We start from the raw sequence: 20,914 nt of genomic DNA, 5'->3' as shown, positions 1-20,914 counted from the left end.
TCCATTTTTGTGCTATACTGAAAGAAATAAGACACGGGAGGCACAGATGTCGACTATTTTTGATCACCTAAAAGAAGTGACCTACGATTCCATATATGACCGTCCTTTCAATGAACTGGATGTTCTCGCATTGACAGAGCTGACCTATCTGCCCTTTGGACACATTGTGCCTCAAGGAGATACAACAGGGATTCCAGTGCGCCTGTCTGATGCGATGGAACTGATCGATCGGACCACAGATTTCATCGTGAGTAACCAGCACCTGCAATTAGTCGATGAATTAGCTACTTCAAAGCGCTTTAAGAACTTCAAACTCCTCAACTATGTTGATGAGTACGATCCCGATGTCCAAAAACAGTTCGCGGCCATGACCTATCGTCTTACCATGGATGTTTATTTAGTTGTCTTCAGAGGGACGGATGACACCTTGATCGGCTGGAAGGAAGACTTCCACATGACCTATATGGACCATGTCCCAGCTCAGAGGCGCGCAGCCAGCTACCTGCAAAACGTCATGAAGGAATTTCCTAAAGGGCGCTTCTTAGTAGCCGGTCACTCCAAAGGGGGCAATCTCGCAACCTATGCCTGCTCTTACCTGCCGGATTCCTTATTTGAACGAGTCGATGCCATCTACAGCTACGATGCTCCTGGCCTCAACAGGGCCATTATCGAGACCGAAGGCTACCAGCGGACGTCCCCAAATATTCTTCGCTTTGTCCCCCAAGGATCCATCGTCGGCATGATGCTAGAAGTCCCTGAGCCTGCTACGATTGTCAAAAGCCGAGCTTTTGGTGGCTTTGTCCAGCATGACGCTTTTACTTGGATGATTGAGAAAGATAAATTTGTGACCCTAGATCAAACCAGTCCCGATAGCCAGCAGACCGACGAGACCTTGAAGCAGTGGGTTCGCGAAACATCGGCGGATGAGCGCAAGAAGTTCTTTGATACCTTCTTCGGCCTCTTCTTAGATGCAGGCATTACTTCAATCAATGATTTGAGGAGCTTGAAAAATTTCTCCAAGATCAAAGAGATCTTTCAAAATGCTCAAGACCTAGATCCTACAGAAAGGGAAATGCTGGAACGTCTAGCCAAACAACTCCTCGATACCCGTGTCCAAGCTTGGAAAAAATGGCAAACGATTCCCCGTATTCTGGTTCAAATGACTGCATTTTTCAAGCGCAAAAAAGCGGTCGAGTCCTCCTCACCTCTGCTCCTTGAGCACAAGGAGTGAGACTCAACAACTGAAAAAAGAGACCACCTCTTCTATTCACTAGAACGCAAAAATCATCTGAAATGTCTTTCAGATGATTTTCTATTTTCTATTGGTCCTGAGAAGATGGAGCATCTGGCGTGCCTTCTTCTATGGAAGCTGGTCTTGCAGGCTCTGTTTCTGTCTCAGTTGTGGCAGTGTTGTTCCCTGCTGAAGCTGCTGCTTCTTTTTCTACCGGAGTTTCTGTAGCTACAGGCGTTTCGACCGTGCTAGCAGGTTTCCCCGCTTCGCTTGCAGATGGCACCGCTGCTAACTCTGCCTGAAAGGCTTGGATAGCCTGTAGTAAGGCTGCCTTGTCACTCTTTGGATTAGCCAATTGGTCAAAGAGAGCTTCTAAGCGATCAAATACAGCATCACTAGCCCCCTTTTCCTGCAATTGTTGGTGAAGCGCCATCAATTGGTTATAGAGCTGTTGATAAAGGGCGACATCCCCAATCTGAGGCTCTTCTGTTTGCTTTTGTTTTTGCTTTTCAATGGTGTCACTGATTTCGCGTAACAGAGCTTGTCCACTTGCAATAGCCTTGTCTGGATCCGTCTCATTTCCAAGCTGAGCCAAGCCTGCTTCAAAAGCAGCTCGTTTGACTTGGTCTTCGACTTGTGGCAAGAGCGACTGGATTTGCTCTGAGAGGGCTGTCAGGATGCTGGTCCGTTGACGGGCTTCTGTCGCCTTATCCAACTCTCCATACAAGCCCTTGAGGAAATCATAGACCGCTAAGTTGTACGAAGGGGCTTGACTTCCTTTTTGATCCAAGACTGTTTTTTCAATAGGGTAGGTTTGGCCTTTTTCTTGAGAGAAGAGCTGGTCAATTGCCTGTTTGGTTTGGTAGAGTTCCATAAAGTGAGACTTGGAATCCCAAGCTTCTTCAAAGGCTTGAGCTCGGTAGAGCTTCAAGGCTAGATCTGCCGCCTTGGTGCGCAGTTCTGGTGTCAAGCGCGCATCGCTCAAGCTTTGATAGAAGTACTTGAGATAGTCGACCGAGGTCACACCCGTCCGATCCTGCATCTCCTGAACAGCTTCTAATAGCTTCCCTTCCTGTTCTAAACGCTTGCTGTCCTTGGCAGCATAGGCTTCCTGCAGTTGTGAGACCAACCCTTCCTTCTTCAGTTGGAAGGCTTCTGTATCTAGCAAGCGCACTTGTTCCAGCAATTCCTGGTATCGACGATCGAGGGCTGTCTCTTCTTTTGGTTTGATCGCTTGAGTCGCATGGATGTATTGCTCATCAACCTGTTTGAGACTGGCTAGATAGCCCTCTGTTGAGTTACTTGGGAAGCTCTTGACATTTTCTAAGAAGTGGCCCAAGATGAGCTCAATCCGTCGTTGCTGCAATGGATCAGAAGCGTAAAGAGTCCGGCTTTCTGCTAAAAGTTGGTTGACCCTGTCCTCTACTGCTTTTTTATTCAAGTCTCCTTTTTTGTAAGGCGATTGAATGGTAGGAAGGCGATGGGCTAAATAGTCTGCTAGTCCTGCTGATCGCACCTTGATGTAGTGGTTGTGATCGCCATGCGGGATGACAAACTGACCATTTTCAATCTGGAGGCTATAAGGAGAAATCCCTGAGCGAAGCGCTGTTGCATAAAGTTCATTGATAAAGTCTAGTTCAGGATTACCCGTCTCAAGTGGAATCCGGACATGTTCCTTCCGAACGGCATAAGGGTGGATGTGGGTCGGATCGTATTCTTGGTCTGGATTGTTAAAGACAAAGAAACCATTGGAAATCTTAATGGCCTCACGAGGGACGCCGTAGGTCTTGCTGATGTACTGGATCTTTTCCTCATCTGAGGCATCGCGAGAATAGCTAGCGACATCATCTGTCAGTGGCTGTCCCTTGGACTCTTCTTTCTTACCTGCTAGAGTTGCCTCTGCTGCTGCAATCTCTTGAGGAGAGAGGTCCTTTTTATAGAAATAATGGGCATGGTTGCCATGAGCGACCATGTAACCGTCCTCGTCCTTACTGATGACCATGTCTGCATGGAAACCATGATCGTGCTCCTCTTCGTGCTCGTGATCATGACTGTCCCCATGTTCATGCTCGTGACTATCCCCATGACTATCCCCATGTTCATGCTCGTGACTATCTCCATGTTCATGCTCGTGCTCATGGTCAATTGATTTTGTACTTGGACTTGAAGGCCGGTTTGGACTTATTTCAGCAGGTGTAGTAGCACCTTGGGCCCGAAGCAGTTGGAATTGCCGCGCCAGCTCACGTTCTAAAGGAGATAGGGAGCTGTATGGGATAAAGTGGAAATGATCTCCGTGAGGGTAGACAATTCCTTGATCGGTCCACTTGGTAATCTTACTTGGATCAAAGACAGAACCATCAGACTCCACATGACGAGAAGACAGAGGTGTTTTCTGCAATTCTTCCATCAGATTGCTCAGGTTTGGACTCGGTTTGGAAGTAGCCGGTTTAGAAGTCGTTGGGGTCGTCTGTGTAGGGGTTGGACTAGCAGACGGCTGACTGCTAGCTTGTTTTCCTAAGCTTGGAGAGGCTTGATTTGGAGTCCCTTGCCCTTGTTCTGTGCTTGCTCCAGCTAGGCGTGAGCCTCCAGCCTGATGGCCAGCTTGACCACCTAAGGCCGAAAGGGCTGCTGCCAACTCGCCAGCAGATAAGGCACTCTTTGGAATATAATGGAAATGGCTACCATGGGGTACAATAAAGCCGTCCCCTGTATCTGAAATGACATCTCCAGGGCTAAAGACATAACCATCGTCCGTACGATAGCCTCCTCCTGAATGATTTTTAGCAGTCAGCGTTTCAAGGGTCTTTCCTTCTTTCAGTGCTTGACTAGGTTGACGGAAGTCACGGGTTTTGCCTGCCTTGTGCGAGGAGCTTGCCTGTACCGCTCCTGTTTCCCCTTCTTCTTTAGTGCCTCCTTTTTGTTGTTGAGCGATCTCTTCGATCGAGCGCACATTGACCGTATGTTGCGCATCCTTTAAGTAGAGATAGTATTTACCAGCGCGTTTAATGATATAGCCATCCTTGACCTTGCTGACAATATCAGCTTCTTGGAGCTGATAGGTTGGATCTCGCAAAATCAACTCCTCACTAAAGATGGCATCAAATGGGACCTTACCACTATAGTAATGAAAATGATCCCCATGAGAAGTGACAAAGCCTTCATCCGTAATTTTGATGACGATCTGCTCCGCCTGAGTCTTTTCCTTGGCATTGACTGCTTCGATGCTGTCTTCCTTTTTGCTGGAGGCAGTCGATGACGCTTTCTTTTCTGCCTGTAGATACTGAATCTGATTCTTTTTCTCTTCCTTAGCTTGTGGTTGCTGACTGAGCGCATAGGCACAAAGTCCTAGCCCTAAGGTCGCTACCAATCCAATCGTTCCCTTTTTCTTCATCCTTGATTTACTCCTCTAATTCCTTGGCTAAACTCGCCATATTTTCTTCTAAATTTGCTAATAGATCCTTATCATTTTGCGGATCAGCTTCCAGTGGATCCAAGACCTTGACACGCGCCCCTGTTGCCTTGGCGATACTATCGGCCACTTTTGACGACGTGTGCTTTTCCACAAAAATCGTTTTCACCTGATAATCTTTGACAAACTGCTGGATCTCCGCCAATTGTCGGGCGGTTGGTTCTTGCTCTGGAGAAATCCCTGCAATCCCTAATTGCTTGAGACCAAAGCGTTTGGCCAGATAAGAAAAGGCCGTATGCTGGGTCACAAACGTCTTTTGATTGGCCTTGTCAAAGAGAGGCTGGTAGCGGGCTACTAGTTCCTCACAGCTCTGTTCAAGCTTTTGAGCATTGGCCTGATAGAGCTCCTTGTTCTTTGGATCGATCTCGCCCAGGCGCTGAGCGATGATCTTTCCTTCTTCTGCAATTTTCGCAGGGTCCAACCAGGTATGCGGGTCATACAGGTGCTTGGCTTCTTTTCCCTGACCAGCCTCGACATCCTCTAATCCAGCCACCTTATCAAGTGTCATTCCTTGACTCCCTTCGATCACCTGTAACTTGGAACCTTGTAGGTTAGGATCTAAGCGACCAGCCCATGATTCCAGGGTCTGAGAATGATAGACAAATACATCCGCATCATAGATTTGGGCCACTTCCTTGGTTGAGGGCTCGTAATCATGGATCCCTGCACCGGACTGAACCATCCAGATGTCATTTTGATCGCCAGAGATTTCCTTGACCAAGGCATAGATGGGATAAAAGCTCGTGACAATTTTAAGACCTTTTTTAGAAGGGGGCTTGCCTGCATTTACTTGGCTAGCACAAGCTGCAAGCAGAAAGAAACCGAGGAACAAGAGTCCTAGAACCTTCATTTTTCTCCTTATCATCCTTCACCTCTTTTTTATTTTTGTTAACCAGTTTATTAATCAGTTAATTAACTAGTTAATAATACTGCTAATCATTTGCTTTGTCAAGCCTTTTTTACATTTTTTTCCTTTTAATGCTGGGGACTAACAATTTCCTAGACCCCACGAGCCTTTCTTACCGTAAAAAAAGAGGCTGGGACAAAAGTCCTAGTCTCTCAATTGTCTTTGGATTGTCGAGCAAGACGCAGTGGTTGAGTGGGCTCTACTATGCTGATTTCATCAGCTTTTACAGCCCTACTCAACTGTACGGAGGTGGGACGACGAAATCGAATTCTAACGAATGACCGATTTCTGTCCCACTCTCTTTTATTGACGGTAGAAATATTGATCAGCCGGGTAGTTGCCTGCAGATTGAGTGACCACTAGACGTGGCTTGCTGGTATCAGACTGGTCTCCATCTGGATTTTGGAACCCGATTTTCAGAAGTCCAATCGCAGCACCAGTCTCACCCATCTTCATCTCAACATAAGGGATCTTGCTCTTCTTATCCGAGTCCGCAACAGCCTTGAGGCTGCCTTGTCCCTTGACTTTTCCGTCTGCTTGGATGACGATTTCAGCACCCTTGCCATTGCGCCAGGTTCCAACTAAGCTTGAGAAGTCGCCTCCGTTAATGGCCGCAATATCCAAGTCTTTCTCTTTTTTCGGTTGCGGGTAAGCTTTCCACCACTCTAGATGGTAATCACGGTAGGCCGCATCCCCAAAGAGAATCCGACGTTCTTGGGAAGCTACTCCATCAGGACCTGTCACACCCGCTGGGATTAAGTACAAGGTTTGCTCTTGCCCCTGGATCGCCGTCGCATTGGCCCCTGTGAAATAAACTTCATAATAGCCTTTTCGCTTCTTGGGCTCTTTTTCTTTATTGAACAAGTAACTCGCCCGAGTACCTCCACTCCAGAAAGTCCAGCCGGTCTCCCCATTTACAATGCTTGGAAAGGCATTGGTCTTGTTTTGGTAATATTCTTCTGGAGTATAGCCATAAAGTTTAAAACCGGAATCTGCGATTTCCTTTTCATAGGTATCATTGGAATAAGCACCTTCAAACGGTGAGAGATTGCCATCAAGGACGACATCATTTGGATCTGTCGATTTGAAAAAATCCTCTCGATTGGCAAAAACCATCTCGTGGTCGGGATTTTTGTCAGACATGGTGACCGTGATCAAAGGCTTCTTGTCTGTCTTGTATTTGAAGACACGAACAGTGACTGTAAAGTCTGTATTACCATCGGACTTTTTCATCTTGCCTGTAGAAACTTTATTAGACCCTTCGACCTTCCAATCCGTGCTAAATTCAGCAGATACCTTGCCATCAGCCGTTTGGTAATCGATCTTCCAGGCCTTTCCTTTTTTCTCGATTTTGGCTTCATCCCGTTCATTAGAGACATAGTCACCACTCAGGTCAATGGCTTTTTCCTTTGGCTTGATGACCTTCTTACTGGTCTGACTAAATTCTTTTTGATGGTCCGGTTGGATGTTAGAGCTAGAATAAAGATAGACTCCTCCAATCAGGACAACAGCTCCGATCAGTCCCAAAATCGGGCCCAGGTATTTTTTCTTCCATTTTAGATTCATTTTACTACCTCCATGGAATAAGATCTTTACACTAGTATACCCTAAATCGAAAGTATAGTAAAATTCCCCTCTACGTAGTGGTTTTCTAGGTTTAAACTGACTAGTTATAGCATAGAATACCTGTTTCTCAAAAATAATATTTTGTTTAACATTATTTTTTTATCGTTTTTCGATACTTTTTTATTGACTAATTTTTTATAAGGAGTATACTATAAGTAAATAATAAAGAAACTTCAAGGAGGCTTGCGATGAAAAACTCGAAAACCCTAAAAAATATCATTGAAGTCTTAACGGCTTTCATTTACTTCTGTGGCTTTATGACCGTGGTAGCACTGGTCATCCACTTGCTTTCCCGGATGGGAGTGTTTAAGGATCTCATTCAATCTGGACGCTTGTCCTTTGAGGTAAATGGCATCCAGCTCTTCCCCAAACATCTGCAACCCCTCTGGCAGTTGCTCTTCCCACTAGCCTCAAGCGCTATTTATATTTTTCTTCTCCTCACTATTCGCAGCTTCCTCCAAAATCTCTATCAAGAAAAGATCTTTTCTCACTCCAACATTGATCTTTGCAACCGAGCTTGGAAGATCCTCTTGGTCTTGTCCTTTATGTCTGGTACACTTGAGACCAATGGCAATGCTTATCTCCTTCCCTTCACCTTCCAATTGACCTTTAACACAGGACTTCTCCTTGCTGTCCCAATTGTCTGGATCCTTGGCAAGATTTTAGAAAGAGGGATTGAGATCGCTGAAGAAAATGAGCTGACCATTTAAGGAGGGGACCATGATTATCGTTAATCTAGATGTCATGCTGGCCAAGCGAAAAATGAAATCCAATGAGCTAGCTGACAAAATCGGCATTACGACAGCCAACCTCTCCATCCTCAAGACAGGCAAGGCCAAAGCCATCCGCTTCACCACCCTTGAAGCCATCTGCAAAGAACTCGACTGCCAGCCAGGAGATATCCTAGAATACCGGCCAGATGAATAGGAAATGTATTAAGTAATGTAATCGGAGACTTTCCTTAGGTGAGGACGGACGGTAGCGAATCCCTTTGGGATTCCATACCTAAGATTTGAGCCTACTGTCTCAAATCTTCCAAGAGTCTGAAACGAAAATGTTTCAGACTCTTTTCTCACTGCGGAAGTCTCCATTAACATTCATTACTAATAGGACTCATCTTCTATCCTTGTAAAATTCAATGATGGGAACTATATCAATACAACAAAAGCACTCCCACGGGAGTGCTTTTTTATATATGTTTAACCAATAATGCTTCCATTTGGAACAGATGGATCAACTGTTAAGACTGTTAATTGATCTCCGTGTTCTGCGGAAAGAATCATGCCTTGGCTGACATATTTCTTCATCATCTTACGTGGTTTAAGGTTGGCCACGATTTGGAGTTTTTTGCCGACCAATTCTTGTTCATTTGGATAGAATTTCGCGATACCAGAGAGGATTTGACGGTCTTCGCCATCTCCTGCATCTAGGCGGAAGCGAAGCAATTTGTCTGATCCTTCGACGCGTTCCACTTCTTTGACTTCTGCTACACGGATTTCAACCTTGTCAAAGTCTTCAAATTTGATCTCATCTTTTTCAGACTTGAGTTCTACTTCTTCTGGAATCCATTCTTTTTCTTGTGGTTTGCCAGCAGTCATTTGAGATTGGATGTAGGCAATTTCTTCTTCCATATCAAGACGTGGGAAGATTGGAGTTCCTTTGGCAACTACTGTGACATTTTCAGGGAATCCTGCTAAGGTCAAGTTTTCAAGATCGAAGTCCAAGTCCAAGCCAAGTTGTTCCATGATGGCATTTGAGGTGTTCATCATGAATGGTTGGATCAAGTGAGCCACAACACGAAGGCTAGCTGCCAAGTGAGCCATGACCGTTGCCAATTGTTCCTTGTCACCATCTTCTTTAGCGAGGACCCAAGGAGCAGTCTCATCGATGTATTTGTTAGTCCGAGAGATGATGTTCCATACGGCTTCCAATGCACGTGGGTAATCAACCGCGTTCATTTGCTTGTGGTATTCAGCGATGTTTTCTTCAACTACCTTAGCCAAATCAGCATCAAATGCTGTGACATTTTCGACATAGGCTGGTACTTGACCACCAAAGTACTTGTTGATCATGGCTACCGTCCGGTTGAGGAGGTTTCCAAGGTCATTAGCCAATTCATAGTTGATGCGGGCCACGTAGTCTTCTGGTGTGAAGGTACCATCTGAACCAACTGGCAGACTGCGCATGAGGTAGTAACGAAGCGGATCCAAGCCGAAGCGTTCCACCAACATTTCTGGGTAGATGACATTCCCTTTAGACTTAGACATCTTGCCGTCTTTCATGACAAACCAACCATGGGCAATCAAACGTTCTGGCAATTTGATATCCAACATCATGAGAAGGATTGGCCAGTAGATGGAGTGGAAACGAAGGATGTCTTTTCCAACCATGTGGAAGACGGTTCCGTTCCAGAATTTGTCAAAGTTTTCATGATCTTCTTGACCATAACCAAGAGCTGTCACGTAGTTGAGAAGGGCATCAATCCATACATAGACCACGTGTTTTGGATTAGATGGAACTGGCACACCCCAGGTAAAGGTTGTCCGAGATACCGCCAAGTCTTCCAAACCTGGCTCGATGAAGTTTTTCAACATTTCATTGAGACGGCCATCTGGCGTGATGAAATCAGGTTGGGATTTGAAAAATTCAACCAAGCGGTCTTGGTATTTGCTGAGACGAAGGAAATAAGATTCTTCAGAAACCCATTCTACTTCGTGGCCTGATGGGGCTACCCCACCGATGACCTTGCCATTTTCATCACGGTAGACCTCAGCCAATTGGCTTTCTGTAAAGAACTCTTCATCAGATACTGAATACCAACCAGAGTATTCCCCAAGGTAGATGTCGTCTTGAGCAAGCAAGCGTTCAAAGACCTGGGCCACCACTTTTTCATGGTAATCGTCTGTCGTACGGATGAATTTATCATATGAGATATCGAGTAATTGCCAGAGTTCTTTCACTCCAACGGCCATCCCATCTACATAAGCTTGCGGCGTGATCCCAGCTTCTTCTGCTTTTTGCTGGATCTTTTGCCCATGCTCATCGAGACCAGTCAGGTAGAACACATCGTAGTTCATCATACGTTTGTAACGCGCCAAGACGTCACAGGCGATCGTAGTATAAGCTGAACCAATATGTAATTTACCAGATGGGTAATAGATAGGGGTTGTGATGTAGAATGATTTTGTCATTTTCTTTTCCTTTCAGGGCTAATGGAACCCAATTTAGTAACACTCTATTATAACATTTTTAGGAGACCCTGAAAACCCAAAATCAGCTAGGATCTAAGGAAGACAAGCAAAAAGAGAGTGGGACAGAAATCGGTAATTCGTTAGAATTCGATTTCGTCGTCCCACCTCCGCACAGTTGAGTAGGGCTGTAAAAGCTGATGAAATCAGCGTAGTAGAGCCCACTCAACCACTGCGTCTTGCTCGACAATCCAAAAACAAGAAGAGGCTAGGACTTTTGTCCCAGCCTCTTCTATGATTGATAACGAATCACGCTATCTTACTTTCCAAGATAGTATTCTTTTACAACGTTCAATTTTTCGTCAAATTCGAATACCAATGGTGGGAAGTTAGGGATTTCCACATCCATGATTTCGTCGTCTGACAATTGTTTGATGTGTTTAACAAGAGCACGGATTGAGTTACCGTGTGCTCCTACGAATACGTTTTTACCATCTTTAAGAGCTGGAGCGATTTTATCTTCCCAGAATGGAAGGGCACGTTCCAAAGTAACTTTCAAGTTTTCAGCATCTGGAATCACTGAATCATCAAGTGAAGCGTAACGACGGTCAGTGTGTGCTGAGTGTTCATCATCACGGTCCATTGCAGGAGGCAATACATCGTAAGAACGACGCCAGATGTGAACTTGTTCATCACCAAATTGTTCAGCAGCTTCTGCTTTGTTTTTACCAGTCAAACCACCGTAGTGACGTTCGTTCAAGCGCCATGATTTTTCAACTGGAACCCACAATTGGTCAGAAGCTTCAAGCGCAAGGTTTGTTGTTTTGATCGCACGTTTCAATACTGAAGTGTATGCTTGGTCAAATTCGATACCAGCTTCTTTGATCAATTTACCAGCGTCGATCGCTTGTTGTGTACCTTTTTCAGACAAATCAACATCAGCCCAACCAGTGAAAAGGTTAGCTTTGTTCCATTCAGACTCACCGTGGCGAGCAAAAACCAATTTTACCATTAGATGGATCTCCTTTTTATTCTCCGAGGTTCCCCCCGTTTATCTATTCTATTCTACTAGATTTTCAGTGAAAAATCTAGTGGCGACCATAGAAAAGTGCAATTTCTCACAAAAAAGAGCCTGACGGCTCTCTTGGAATATCTTCATCATTGTTTTTGACAGTCTGGGCAAATACCATAGACAGTCATTTGGGTCTTGGTGATCTGGTAGCCACTTTGACTCGCTGCTTCTTCGCGAAGATCTGGGACTTCAATGTCCACATCTGCGATACGGCCACATTTTTCACACACCACATTCAAATGGTCATGCCCCATGAAATCAAAATAGGTCGTGGTATCATTGCGAACCTTGATCTCAGAGACAACCCCCTCATCAATTAAAACCTTGATATTGTTGTAGACAGTTGCTAGACTCATGCTTGGAAACTGAGGCAATAAATCGCGATAGATCTTCTCAGCGCTTGGATGTTCATGACTCGCCACTAAATAGGAAAGAACGGCTCTGCGAGTATCGGTTATCCGAATGCCCTTGGCACGCAAACTTTGCAAAACTTCTTCCACGCGCTCTTCTTCATGACGATGCAATGCGTTCACTATGAATCCCCCTTTCCAATATGATTTAATCGATTCGTTACCCTTATTATATCATGTTTCAAAATAAATCACTATTTAGAATGCTTTTAATTAAAAAAAATGTCCAGTGGACATTGATTCACGAGCCTGAAAACGGAAGAGCAAAACCCCTGGGGGACATTGAGTCATTCACTAATGTCTCTATCCCCTCTCAGCCGATCCAACTGGTCATCCAGCGTACGGTTCCTAGGATCATCTTAACCACGAGGATCATAAAGCAAAATTCCAGTACAAACCACAGCCCTTTCAGTAGATACAAAATAGGTCGGATAAACAACAAGGCAAAGAGGCCTAAAATGAATCGCATGGTCTTTTCTCTCTTTCTTTTTTCCTATTATACCCTTATCCTATAGAGCTGTCCAACAAAAAAACCATCCTAGAAATCTAGGATGGCTTTTCAAAATGCAATTATTTAACTGCTTCTTTAAGAGCTTTACCAGCTTTGAATGCTGGAACTTTAGAAGCTGCGATTTTGATTTCTTTACCAGTTTGTGGGTTGCGACCTTTACGAGCTGCACGTTCACGAACTTCGAAGTTACCGAAACCGATCAATTGAACTTTTTCACCTTTTGAAAGGTATTCTGAAACTGCTGCGAATACAGCGTCAACAGCTGCTGCTGAATCTTTTTTAGTCAATTCTGTAGCTTCTGCCACTTTTGCGATCAAATCTTGTTTGTTAGCCATTTAACAAATCCTCCAAATTTTTTTAGGCTTTACGCCTTAACAGTACTATAATATCTAAAAAAAGCCTTTAGGTCAAGTACTAAACCTGTTTTTTCAAACATTTATTCAGCTTATTCGTAGCGTACCAAAACTGCAAATGCATTCTCACCTGTATGGGTTTGAATAATCGATCCAGTTTCGAGAACAGGGATTGCTTTTTCAACGAGCGATTGCAACTGAACCTTCATTTCATTGGCCCACTCTGGTGTTCCTGCATAAGAGATTCCGATCTCAGCCACCTTATTATGGGAAAGTTTCTCTACCAATTCATCCAACCATTTCTTAAAGGTCTTGTTTCCACGGCCCTTGACGATTGGTTCCAACTGATGGTCCTTCATTTGCATCACCACACGGATGTTAAGAAGCGAGCTCAAAAGTCCGGTAACACGGCCAATCCGACCACCTTTAACTAGATTTTCCAAGGTAGATACGCCGATATACAACTCTGTCTTTTCTTTAACTTCTTCAATGCGGGCCAAGACAGTGTCTAAATCAGCTCCTTCTTTGGCCAACTTGGCTGCTTCAACGACTTGGAACTTCATGGCTTGGTCTGTAAAGCCACTATCAATCACAGTCACTTCTGCTCCTGACAAGGTTGCTCCTTGACGTGCCGCCTCTACTGTTCCTGACAAGGCATGAGACATATGAATCGAAACGATATGAGCTCCGTCTGCTGCTAACTTTTCATAAATTTCCGCAAAAACTCCAACGGGTGGTTGGCTGGTCTTTGGAAGATTTTTGCTAGACTGCATTAAGCGCAAGAAGTCCCCTTGGCCCAACTCACTGTCAGAATAAAGGACTCCATCCACCATAACAGAAAGCGGCACAATCGTAATGCCATATTCTTCAACCACTTCAGGCTCAATTGTAATAGATGAGTCTGTAACTATTTTAATATTTGCCATATATTCCTATACTCTTCCTAGAATGTTCTGCTTTCATTATATCAAAAAACACGAGGTTTTGCAGTGAAAGATAACTAGTTCGGCTCCCTTAATCATCTGCAGCAGAAAAACCTGTATTGTGAAGGACATGGTCTTGGACAATTCCTTGATCATCCAAGAGCAACCCATGGAGAACCCCTCCATAAACAGCGCCCCCATCGACACCCATTTTTTGATCTGAAATCCAAAGATTTTCGGTACCGACTGGCTCATTGAGCAGTCCATAGACCGGTGTATGACCAAAGACGATCCATTTGCCTGTCTGATTCTCCGCTTCATGGAATGGTTTTCGGATCCATACCTTTTGGTAGTCACTGGTTTCCCGCCAATTTTCAAGGGTTAGATCCACCCCGGCATGAACAAAGTAATAGCTCTCTGTCTCATAGTCAAAGGGCAAACTGCGGATGAAGGCCACCAATTCAGGAACCGTGCTCTCTACTGCTTGCGCATCTGCAACCCCATCTACAGGAGCATCGAGCGGGCGTCCCAATAGAGAATTAATGGTCGTATCGCCACCATTTCTTCGGTAGTGGTCATAACGTTCTTCTGGATTGTCCAACCAAGCTAAAAACATGTACTCGTGATTTCCGGAAAGGCAAACAGCTCCGTGATGGTCTACGTAGTCTTTTACGATCTCAATCGATCGTTTGCTGTTTTCACCTCGATCTATCAAATCCCCTAAAAAGACCAATTGAGCTTTTCCGTCCCACTCTGTCATGAGCTCTTCTAGCATTTGTGCTTTCCCGTGAATATCTCCGACTACAAAGTATGTTGACATGGTTATAAACCTTCTTTCTCTCTTAACGCTTGAGAAGTTGCTCTGCCTGTTGGCGGGCAGCTTCCGTTAGATCTTCTCCTGCAAGCATCTTAGCAATTTCTTCGATTCGTTCTTCTCTATTGAGCAAGCGCACAGTTGATACGGTAGAGTGTGCATCACTGATCTTTTCAATATAGAATTGATAATCCGCTGCTGCGATGACTTGAGGTAGGTGCGAAATAGCAAGCACTTGGCCATTTTGACCAATCTTATGAATTTTCGCTGCGATCGCTTGGGCCACGCGCCCAGAAACTCCTGTGTCCACCTCATCAAAGACGATACTGGTTTTTCCTTCTTTTCGAGAAAAAGCAGACTTAATGGCCAACATCAAGCGTGACAATTCTCCGCCGGATGCTACCTTGACCAGCGGTTTAAAGTCCTCACCTGGGTTAGTCGAAATGTAAAATTCAACAGCTTCATTTCCTTCACGATTAAACTTAGCTTTGCTAAAGCGCACTTGGAAGCGCGCCTTGTCCATGTAAAGGTCCGCTAATTCTTGCTGGATTTCATTTTCTAAAGCTTGGGCCAAGGCATGCCGCTGATCACTCAAATCTTGAGCCAAGGATACCAAACTCTTTTCCAAACGTTTGAGTTCTTTTTCTAATTCCTCAGATGAGAGGTCACTTCCGGTGATGAGACTATATTCTTTGGTGATTTGCGCCAGGTATTCTAAGACATCCTTGACTTGGCCACCATACTTTCGTGTGATGGAATGAATCAAATCCAAGCGCGACTCCACCTGCATGAGGCGATTGCCATCAAACTCCAGACCATCGACCACATCTTCTAAGCGTTTGGTAATGTCCTCAAGGGCATAGAAGGTTTCCGCCAGCTGGCCTGAGAGCTCTTTGTAGCTGGTATCATATTCTTCGATACTTTCCAAATCATTCATGGCTGAGCGAACATTGGCTAGACTCGAAAACTCTTCTGCATCCAGCATGGTATAGGCATTGGTTAGGATATCTGCGATCATTTTATGATTGAGCAGGCGTTGGCGTTCTTGCTCCAAACGCACATCCTCATCCACTTCCAAGGCAGCTGCCTCAATCTCCGCAATCTGAAACTCCAACATCTCAATACGGGCCTTGTTTTCCTGCTGGTTGCGCTGGAGTTCCACCACTTGTTTGCGCAGTCGTTTGTAATCTTCAAAGGTCTGACGATAAGCGGCTTTCGTTTGGAAAAAGGCTGCATCCCCAAATTCATCTAGCATAGTGATATGCAATTGGGATCGCATGAGTTCTTCCTGATCATGCTGGCCATGGATGTCCACCAAATGTTGGCCGACTGCTTTTAAGACCGATAAATTCACCATTTGGCCATTGATCCGACTGACACTTCGTCCATTTTGCAGGATCTCTCGGCGGATGATCAACTCATCGGTCCACTCTAGTCCTTGCTCTTCAAAGAGAGCCGTCAAGTGGCGATTGCTCTCAACAGCAAAGAGACCTTCGATTTCAGCTTTTGGGGCTCCGTGTCGAATGACATCCGTCGTTGCACGGCTTCCCAGCATCATGTTCATAGCATCGATAATGATGGATTTCCCTGCACCTGTTTCCCCTGTCAGTACCGTCATTCCCTTTTCAAAATTTAAGGAAATCTCTTCGATAATGGCAAAGTTCTTAATCGAAATTTCTAATAGCATAGGCTCTTACCACCCAAAGATTGATTTGAGGATATTCTCTGCTTCTGGTGCGGAATAAGCAATCAGTAAAATCGTATCATCATCTGCGACAATACTAAAGATATGATCTTTATAAATCTCCCGCAAACGACGTTTGACTAAGGGCGCTGTCCCTGGAACCATGGTGAAATTGACATATTCTCCCATGCGACGATGAGACAAGATATTGCTTTCAATCATCCCAATTCCTTGGTGGTGCTTACGTGGCAATTCATAGACATAGGTCATGTCTTTCAGAGGGCGTTTTACGATGCCCAATTCTTTGATATCCCGTGATACCGTCGCTTGGGTTGCTGAGATGCCTTCTTCTTTCAAATGTTCGACGATCTCTTCTTGGGTCCCAACTTCATGATCGCGAATAAAGCGACGAATTTTTTCTAATCTGATATTCTTACTCTTCATGTTTAAATTCCTTATGTGCCAGCTCCACAACAGCCTCCAGCTGCTCTGTCGTTGGCTTTATTTTCTCTTCTTTTTTTTCTAGATACATCAAAAATTCGATGTTGCCATGGCCTCCTTGGATAGGGGAATAATCCACTCCCATTACAGAAAAGCCATGCGTTCCTGCAAATGTAGCGACCTTTTCAAGAACCGCTAAATGAATCTTAGAATCCTTAATGATCCCATTTTTCCCGATCTGTTCGCGTCCTGCTTCAAACTGAGGTTTGACCAGCGCTACGACTTGTCCATTTTCTGCCAAAATCCGATGAAGGGCTGGCAGAATCAAGTCCAAGGAAATAAAGCTGACATCGATACTCGCAAAGCTCGGTGTCGCTTCAAAATCATCTGGCTGGGCATAGCGGAAATTGAACTGTTCCATAGAGACTACCCGAGGATCATTGCGCAATTTCCAAGCCAACTGATTGGTCCCAACATCCACCGAAAAGACCTGGCTGGCTCCATTTTGCAGCATGACATCTGTAAAACCACCTGTGGAGGCGCCAATATCGATGGCAATCTTGTCCTCTACAGACAAACTAAATTGGTTCAGGGCCTTTTCTAATTTGAGTCCACCCCGGCTGACATACTTAAGCTTTTCACCCTTTAATTTCAACTCGGTCGCTTCATCAATTTTTTCACCCGGTTTATCAAAGCGCTCACCATTGATAACGGCAACGACAAGGCCTGCCATCACCCCTCTTTTGGCTTGTTCACGGGTATCAAATAGGCCTTGTTTATAGGCTAATACATCCACTCTTTCCTTAGCCATCTATTCGTAATCCTTCTATTAATTTCTTGATTGCTTGCGGATCAAAGTCGCAAGAAGCTGTAATCTGATCCAACAAATCCTCGCAAACGTCTAATTTGCTTGTAAGCAAAGCTTTTGATTCTTCCAATCCCAAGAGGGCTGGATAGGTCGATTTTTCTGCTACTAAGTCCTTTTGAGGAGTCTTACCTAGAGCTTCAAAATCAGCGACCAAATCCAAAATATCATCCCGTACTTGAAAAGCCAGGCCTAATTTTTTCCCGATTTTTTCTAAGAGCTGAGCAATGTCTGCTTGCAACTCTAAAATCAAACCAGCTGCGATGAAAGGATAGGCAAGGAGGCGTCCTGTCTTATTGGCATGGATGGTTTGCAATTCTGCTAGCGTGAGCTGTTTGTGCTCTCCTTCCATATCAAGGACTTGGCCAGCTACCATTCCACGACTACCGGAAGCATCTGACAATTCAAGAATCAAAGAGACCTTGACCGCATCGGGAAGGGCACTCGCAGCAATCATCCCAAAGGGATCGAGAAAAAGCGCATCCCCTGCTAAAATCGCCAGGTCTTCTCCGAATTTCTTATGATTGGTCAATTGCCCCCGACGGTAATCATCATTGTCCATGGCAGGCAGATCATCGTGAATAAGGCTTCCTGTATGGATCATCTCTAAAGCTCCTGCCACTTGAAAGTGAGCCTCCGTCAATTCCAGTCCAAAGGCCTCTAACAATTCTAGAAGGAGCAAGGGGCGCAGGCGTTTTCCACCTGCCTGGATCGAATACAGGACCGACTCCACTAAATGGGGGGCGACGGCTTTCTCCTCATAAAAAGAGCGAACTGCTTGCTCTACTCTATTTCGTTTTTCTTCTTGTCTCATGCTAGATCCGCTTCAGTACCATCTGCTTGCATGACCTTGACCAAGGTTTTCTCTGCTTGATCCAAGGTATCTTGCAATTCTTTTGACAACTTCATTCCTTTTTGGAATTCTGTAATGGCTTCTTCAAGAGCCACATCACCACTCTCCAATTTTTGGACGATGGCTTCCAAATCTGCTAAATTTTCTTCAAATTTCTTTTCTTTCGACATGTTTTACCTCTACTTCTAACTGGCCATCTCTCATGATGAGGGACAGCGGGTCTCCTTCTTTTACTTTCGCAACCGAATCCAAGATCTGATCGTCTTGCTTGACCATGGCATAGCCACGCGCAATAATCCGACTAGTATCCAGCATCAAGAGGGCTTCTGATAAGCCTTGAACCTTGATCTTTTGCTCTTTTAGGACTTGTTCCATGCGGCTGGTTAAGAGTCTCTTATCTTGGAAGATACGGTCTTGATAACGTTCGATACGATGCAAAGGAGACATAGCCTCTAGACGATGGCGCAGACCTTGCAGCTGAATGTCCCCTTGTCCATAAACTTCGCGCATCCCTTGTTTCAATCGCAATTGCAACTGGTCAATCTTTTGCAGGTAGCCATCATAGAGTCTCTCGGGCTGTCTAAAAATAACCGATTGACTTAATTTGGCCAAACGTTCACGATTATAGGCTAAACGATTGGACATGGCTGTTGCCATGCGATTCTCCTGCTTTTGTAAATGCGACAAGAGATCTAATTTCGTCACCGGAGTGGCTAATTCAGCGGCTGCTGTCGGAGTAGCGGCTCGTCGGTCCGCTACAAAATCTGCTAGAGTCGTGTCTGTCTCATGTCCCACACTGGAAATAATGGGAATCCTAGACTCAAAAATAGCCCGCACAACCGGCTCTTCATTAAAGGCCCAGAGGTCTTCAATCGAACCACCCCCACGACCGATGATCAAGACATCTAGGTCCGTCCGAGCATTGGCCTTCTGGATATTAGCAACCACCTCACTTGCAGCGCCTTCTCCCTGGACCTTGGTCGGGTAGAGCACGATGTCCACACCAGGAAAACGACGGCTCACCGTTGTGATAATATCGCGAATCACGGCCCCACTTTGACTAGTGACCACCCCGATCTTTCTTGGGAATTGTGGTAGAGCTTGCTTCCACCGATCCTGAAAAAGCCCTTCTTCGGTCAGCTTTTTCTTAAGTTGCTCAAATTGGATGGCTAAGGCCCCTACCCCATCTGGCTCCGCCTTTTCGATGACAATGGAATAACTCCCACTTGGTTCATAAAGCTGAATCCGACCAATGACGTTGATCTTCATGCCTTCTTCTAGCTCAAAGCCAAAACTCTTATAGATCCCAGCCCAAACAGTCGCCTGAATCACAGCCTTTTCATCCTTTAGAGAGAAATACTGGTGATTGGGACGCTTCCGAAAATTTGAGACCTGACCTGTCAAATAGACCCGCTCCAAATAGGGGTCCTTATCAAATTTTAACTTGAGGTATTTGGTCAGACTGGATACGGATAAATAGTTGGACATAGGAACTCCTTTCTACAGAATATGATCAAGTTTAATTATACCAAAAAACACCAAAAAAGGCTGGCAGACAAAGCGAAATCATGAATTTCCTTTCTCTCCAAACCTCATTTTATTCAAGTCACTTTCTACTGGTCTATTTTAAACCAGCTTCCCTATTTTTCACACTTCTCTAATCGCTCAATAAAGGAGCTAAGAAGTGCTTGGGGTTCCCCTTCATTTGGATAGGCATAACTAATATAGAAGACTGTTTTTTCCTCTTCAACCAGAGGAATTTTGACAAGATTTGGATATTCTGGAAAGAGAGTCAGATCGGTCATGAGGCCAATTCCTAAATTTTCTTCGATGAAACTCAAAACCAAGTTGAAATCGGTCAAGACAACAGTAGACTGTGCCAAGTCGTCAAAGCGAGCATTCAAACGTTTAAAAGCAGTCATGTGCACATGGTGTTCATCCAACAAAATGAAGGTCTCCTCTAAGACCTCCTTAAAAGAAATTTCTTTGCGATCTGCTAGTGGATGATCTTTCGAAACAATCACAAAAAATTCTTTCTTATACAAGAGCTGACTGGTCAAATGCGCGTGTGAAATAGGTTCTAAGCTTCCCAGTAGACTAAAGTCCAAATCTCCACGCATCAACAATCGTATCAAGTCTCTCGAGCCTAACTGCACCAATTGCGATTGACGAAAAATCTCAAGCTCCTCATCATGCGTCCCAAATTTTTTCATGATATCACTGGTGATCAATGGCGGTAGCCCAATGCGCAACAGATTCTTTTTGCTTCGTTCAACGGCTTTTTCCGTCTTTTCGATTTCGATTAAAATCTCGCGCGCGTGATTGGCTAGAACCTTCCCCGTCTGAGTCAGGTGCAAAACACGATTAGAAGACGATTTTTCTACCAACTGGCCCCCATAGTGGTCCTCTAATCGCTTGATAGCATAGGTCACAGTTGGTTGACTTACTTGAAAATAATGGGCTACGTCCGTATAAGACTTTAGCTTCGACAGTTGATAAAAATATTCCAAGTCCCGGATATTCATCTGCATCCCTCTATTTCTACAATTTCTGTTTCCTTCATTCTA

At 44.7% G+C, this 20,914-nt stretch carries 20 protein-coding genes; 3 read left to right on the top strand and 17 right to left on the bottom strand.

Going from position 1 to position 20,914, the window contains the following annotated elements; translation table 11 throughout:
• The first annotated feature begins 46 nt into the window (after positions 1-46).
• Positions 47-1,231 carry a DUF2974 domain-containing protein gene (locus tag O3626_RS03950; protein WP_371495407.1) on the top strand — a complete coding sequence of 395 codons (1,185 nt, stop codon included), beginning with the start codon at positions 47-49 and terminating at the stop codon, positions 1,229-1,231.
• 88 nt (positions 1,232-1,319) lie between these two features.
• On the opposite strand, the gene O3626_RS03945 is transcribed toward O3626_RS03950, so the two are convergent.
• The 3 genes from O3626_RS03945 to O3626_RS03935 all read right to left on the bottom strand — a co-directional run bounded on the left by O3626_RS03945 (position 1,320) and on the right by O3626_RS03935 (position 7,173).
• Entirely contained in the window at positions 1,320-4,622 is a 3,303-nt protein-coding gene (locus O3626_RS03945) for a pneumococcal-type histidine triad protein (RefSeq protein WP_371495405.1), read from the bottom strand.
• Between the two features lie 7 nt (positions 4,623-4,629).
• Positions 4,630-5,565, bottom strand: a complete 936-nt coding sequence (locus O3626_RS03940; RefSeq protein ID WP_371495403.1) for a metal ABC transporter solute-binding protein, Zn/Mn family — start codon at positions 5,563-5,565, stop codon at positions 4,630-4,632.
• 345 nt (positions 5,566-5,910) lie between these two features.
• Positions 5,911-7,173, bottom strand: coding sequence for a DUF6287 domain-containing protein (locus O3626_RS03935; RefSeq protein ID WP_371495400.1), 1,263 nt, complete (start codon positions 7,171-7,173; stop codon positions 5,911-5,913).
• Between the two features lie 248 nt (positions 7,174-7,421).
• On the opposite strand from O3626_RS03935, the gene O3626_RS03930 reads away from it, so the two are divergent.
• Together O3626_RS03930 and O3626_RS03925 are read left to right on the top strand one after the other, a co-directional pair.
• Positions 7,422-7,943: a DUF2975 domain-containing protein gene (locus tag O3626_RS03930; protein WP_371495397.1), complete on the top strand. Its 522-nt coding sequence runs from the start codon at positions 7,422-7,424 to the stop codon at positions 7,941-7,943.
• A 10-nt stretch (positions 7,944-7,953) separates the two neighbouring features.
• The gene (locus O3626_RS03925) at positions 7,954-8,160 is read left to right on the top strand and encodes a helix-turn-helix transcriptional regulator (RefSeq protein ID WP_003006064.1); all 207 of its coding nucleotides are present in this window, start codon (positions 7,954-7,956) and stop codon (positions 8,158-8,160) included.
• Between the two features lie 272 nt (positions 8,161-8,432).
• Here the strand turns inward: O3626_RS03925 and metG are convergent, their stop codons facing one another.
• From metG to O3626_RS03855, 14 genes are all read right to left on the bottom strand, one after another.
• Positions 8,433-10,424, bottom strand: coding sequence for a methionine--tRNA ligase (gene metG, locus O3626_RS03920; protein WP_371495395.1), 1,992 nt, complete (start codon positions 10,422-10,424; stop codon positions 8,433-8,435).
• A 316-nt stretch (positions 10,425-10,740) separates the two neighbouring features.
• A complete protein-coding gene (locus O3626_RS03915) occupies positions 10,741-11,433 on the bottom strand; it encodes a phosphoglycerate mutase (protein ID WP_003012031.1) in 693 nt (230 codons plus the stop codon).
• Positions 11,434-11,579: 146 nt separating this feature from the next.
• Positions 11,580-12,026: a Fur family transcriptional regulator gene (locus O3626_RS03910; RefSeq protein ID WP_080982765.1), complete on the bottom strand. Its 447-nt coding sequence runs from the start codon at positions 12,024-12,026 to the stop codon at positions 11,580-11,582.
• Between the two features lie 190 nt (positions 12,027-12,216).
• Positions 12,217-12,372 carry a hypothetical protein gene (locus O3626_RS03905; RefSeq protein WP_004219735.1) on the bottom strand — a complete coding sequence of 52 codons (156 nt, stop codon included), beginning with the start codon at positions 12,370-12,372 and terminating at the stop codon, positions 12,217-12,219.
• Between the two features lie 101 nt (positions 12,373-12,473).
• Complete coding sequence (locus O3626_RS03900; protein ID WP_003006038.1) at positions 12,474-12,749, bottom strand: HU family DNA-binding protein; 276 nt, start codon at positions 12,747-12,749, stop codon at positions 12,474-12,476.
• Between the two features lie 110 nt (positions 12,750-12,859).
• Positions 12,860-13,693 (bottom strand): DegV family protein, encoded by an 834-nt coding sequence (locus O3626_RS03895; protein WP_371495393.1) that lies wholly within the window; start codon positions 13,691-13,693, stop codon positions 12,860-12,862.
• 88 nt (positions 13,694-13,781) lie between these two features.
• Complete coding sequence (locus O3626_RS03890; protein ID WP_070594394.1) at positions 13,782-14,510, bottom strand: metallophosphoesterase; 729 nt, start codon at positions 14,508-14,510, stop codon at positions 13,782-13,784.
• Between the two features lie 22 nt (positions 14,511-14,532).
• Positions 14,533-16,191, bottom strand: a complete 1,659-nt coding sequence (recN, locus tag O3626_RS03885) for a DNA repair protein RecN (RefSeq protein WP_371495391.1) — start codon at positions 16,189-16,191, stop codon at positions 14,533-14,535.
• 6 nt (positions 16,192-16,197) lie between these two features.
• On the bottom strand, positions 16,198-16,632 hold the full coding sequence (locus tag O3626_RS03880) for an arginine repressor (protein WP_003012247.1): 435 nt from the start codon (positions 16,630-16,632) through the stop codon (positions 16,198-16,200).
• Positions 16,622-17,440 carry a TlyA family RNA methyltransferase gene (locus tag O3626_RS03875; RefSeq protein ID WP_371495389.1) on the bottom strand — a complete coding sequence of 273 codons (819 nt, stop codon included), beginning with the start codon at positions 17,438-17,440 and terminating at the stop codon, positions 16,622-16,624. Before O3626_RS03875 ends, O3626_RS03880 begins: the two co-directional genes overlap by 11 nt.
• Positions 17,433-18,308: a polyprenyl synthetase family protein gene (locus O3626_RS03870; RefSeq protein WP_371495387.1), complete on the bottom strand. Its 876-nt coding sequence runs from the start codon at positions 18,306-18,308 to the stop codon at positions 17,433-17,435. Before O3626_RS03870 ends, O3626_RS03875 begins: the two co-directional genes overlap by 8 nt.
• On the bottom strand, positions 18,305-18,517 hold the full coding sequence (locus O3626_RS03865) for an exodeoxyribonuclease VII small subunit (RefSeq protein ID WP_003006013.1): 213 nt from the start codon (positions 18,515-18,517) through the stop codon (positions 18,305-18,307). Before O3626_RS03865 ends, O3626_RS03870 begins: the two co-directional genes overlap by 4 nt.
• Positions 18,495-19,835 (bottom strand): exodeoxyribonuclease VII large subunit, encoded by a 1,341-nt coding sequence (gene xseA, locus O3626_RS03860; RefSeq protein WP_371495385.1) that lies wholly within the window; start codon positions 19,833-19,835, stop codon positions 18,495-18,497. Before xseA ends, O3626_RS03865 begins: the two co-directional genes overlap by 23 nt.
• 152 nt (positions 19,836-19,987) lie before the next feature.
• Positions 19,988-20,872, bottom strand: coding sequence for a LysR family transcriptional regulator (locus O3626_RS03855; protein WP_371495383.1), 885 nt, complete (start codon positions 20,870-20,872; stop codon positions 19,988-19,990).
• Positions 20,873-20,914: the final 42 nt, after the last annotated feature.

The organism is Streptococcus sp. 20925_1_77 (genome assembly GCF_041432125.1).
GTDB lineage: Bacteria > Bacillota > Bacilli > Lactobacillales > Streptococcaceae > Streptococcus.
This window is presented reverse-complemented; position numbering and strand designations above follow the sequence as displayed.

What these genes read in the sequence shown, in the direction of transcription:
- O3626_RS03935 (WP_371495400.1), bottom strand. Translation starts at nt 7,173, where the DNA reads ATGAATCTAAAATGGAAGAAAAAATACCTGGGCCCGATTTTGGGACTG.
- O3626_RS03905 (WP_004219735.1), bottom strand. Translation starts at nt 12,372, where the DNA reads ATGCGATTCATTTTAGGCCTCTTTGCCTTGTTGTTTATCCGACCTATT.
- recN (WP_371495391.1), bottom strand. Translation starts at nt 16,191, where the DNA reads ATGCTATTAGAAATTTCGATTAAGAACTTTGCCATTATCGAAGAGATT.
- O3626_RS03855 (WP_371495383.1), bottom strand. Translation starts at nt 20,872, where the DNA reads ATGAATATCCGGGACTTGGAATATTTTTATCAACTGTCGAAGCTAAAG.
- O3626_RS03880 (WP_003012247.1), bottom strand. Translation starts at nt 16,632, where the DNA reads ATGAAGAGTAAGAATATCAGATTAGAAAAAATTCGTCGCTTTATTCGC.
- O3626_RS03925 (WP_003006064.1), top strand. Translation starts at nt 7,954, where the DNA reads ATGATTATCGTTAATCTAGATGTCATGCTGGCCAAGCGAAAAATGAAA.
- O3626_RS03875 (WP_371495389.1), bottom strand. Translation starts at nt 17,440, where the DNA reads ATGGCTAAGGAAAGAGTGGATGTATTAGCCTATAAACAAGGCCTATTT.
- O3626_RS03945 (WP_371495405.1), bottom strand. Translation starts at nt 4,622, where the DNA reads ATGAAGAAAAAGGGAACGATTGGATTGGTAGCGACCTTAGGGCTAGGA.
- metG (WP_371495395.1), bottom strand. Translation starts at nt 10,424, where the DNA reads ATGACAAAATCATTCTACATCACAACCCCTATCTATTACCCATCTGGT.
- O3626_RS03895 (WP_371495393.1), bottom strand. Translation starts at nt 13,693, where the DNA reads ATGGCAAATATTAAAATAGTTACAGACTCATCTATTACAATTGAGCCT.
- O3626_RS03870 (WP_371495387.1), bottom strand. Translation starts at nt 18,308, where the DNA reads ATGAGACAAGAAGAAAAACGAAATAGAGTAGAGCAAGCAGTTCGCTCT.
- xseA (WP_371495385.1), bottom strand. Translation starts at nt 19,835, where the DNA reads ATGTCCAACTATTTATCCGTATCCAGTCTGACCAAATACCTCAAGTTA.
- O3626_RS03900 (WP_003006038.1), bottom strand. Translation starts at nt 12,749, where the DNA reads ATGGCTAACAAACAAGATTTGATCGCAAAAGTGGCAGAAGCTACAGAA.
- O3626_RS03890 (WP_070594394.1), bottom strand. Translation starts at nt 14,510, where the DNA reads ATGTCAACATACTTTGTAGTCGGAGATATTCACGGGAAAGCACAAATG.
- O3626_RS03865 (WP_003006013.1), bottom strand. Translation starts at nt 18,517, where the DNA reads ATGTCGAAAGAAAAGAAATTTGAAGAAAATTTAGCAGATTTGGAAGCC.
- O3626_RS03930 (WP_371495397.1), top strand. Translation starts at nt 7,422, where the DNA reads ATGAAAAACTCGAAAACCCTAAAAAATATCATTGAAGTCTTAACGGCT.
- O3626_RS03940 (WP_371495403.1), bottom strand. Translation starts at nt 5,565, where the DNA reads ATGATAAGGAGAAAAATGAAGGTTCTAGGACTCTTGTTCCTCGGTTTC.
- O3626_RS03950 (WP_371495407.1), top strand. Translation starts at nt 47, where the DNA reads ATGTCGACTATTTTTGATCACCTAAAAGAAGTGACCTACGATTCCATA.
- O3626_RS03915 (WP_003012031.1), bottom strand. Translation starts at nt 11,433, where the DNA reads ATGGTAAAATTGGTTTTTGCTCGCCACGGTGAGTCTGAATGGAACAAA.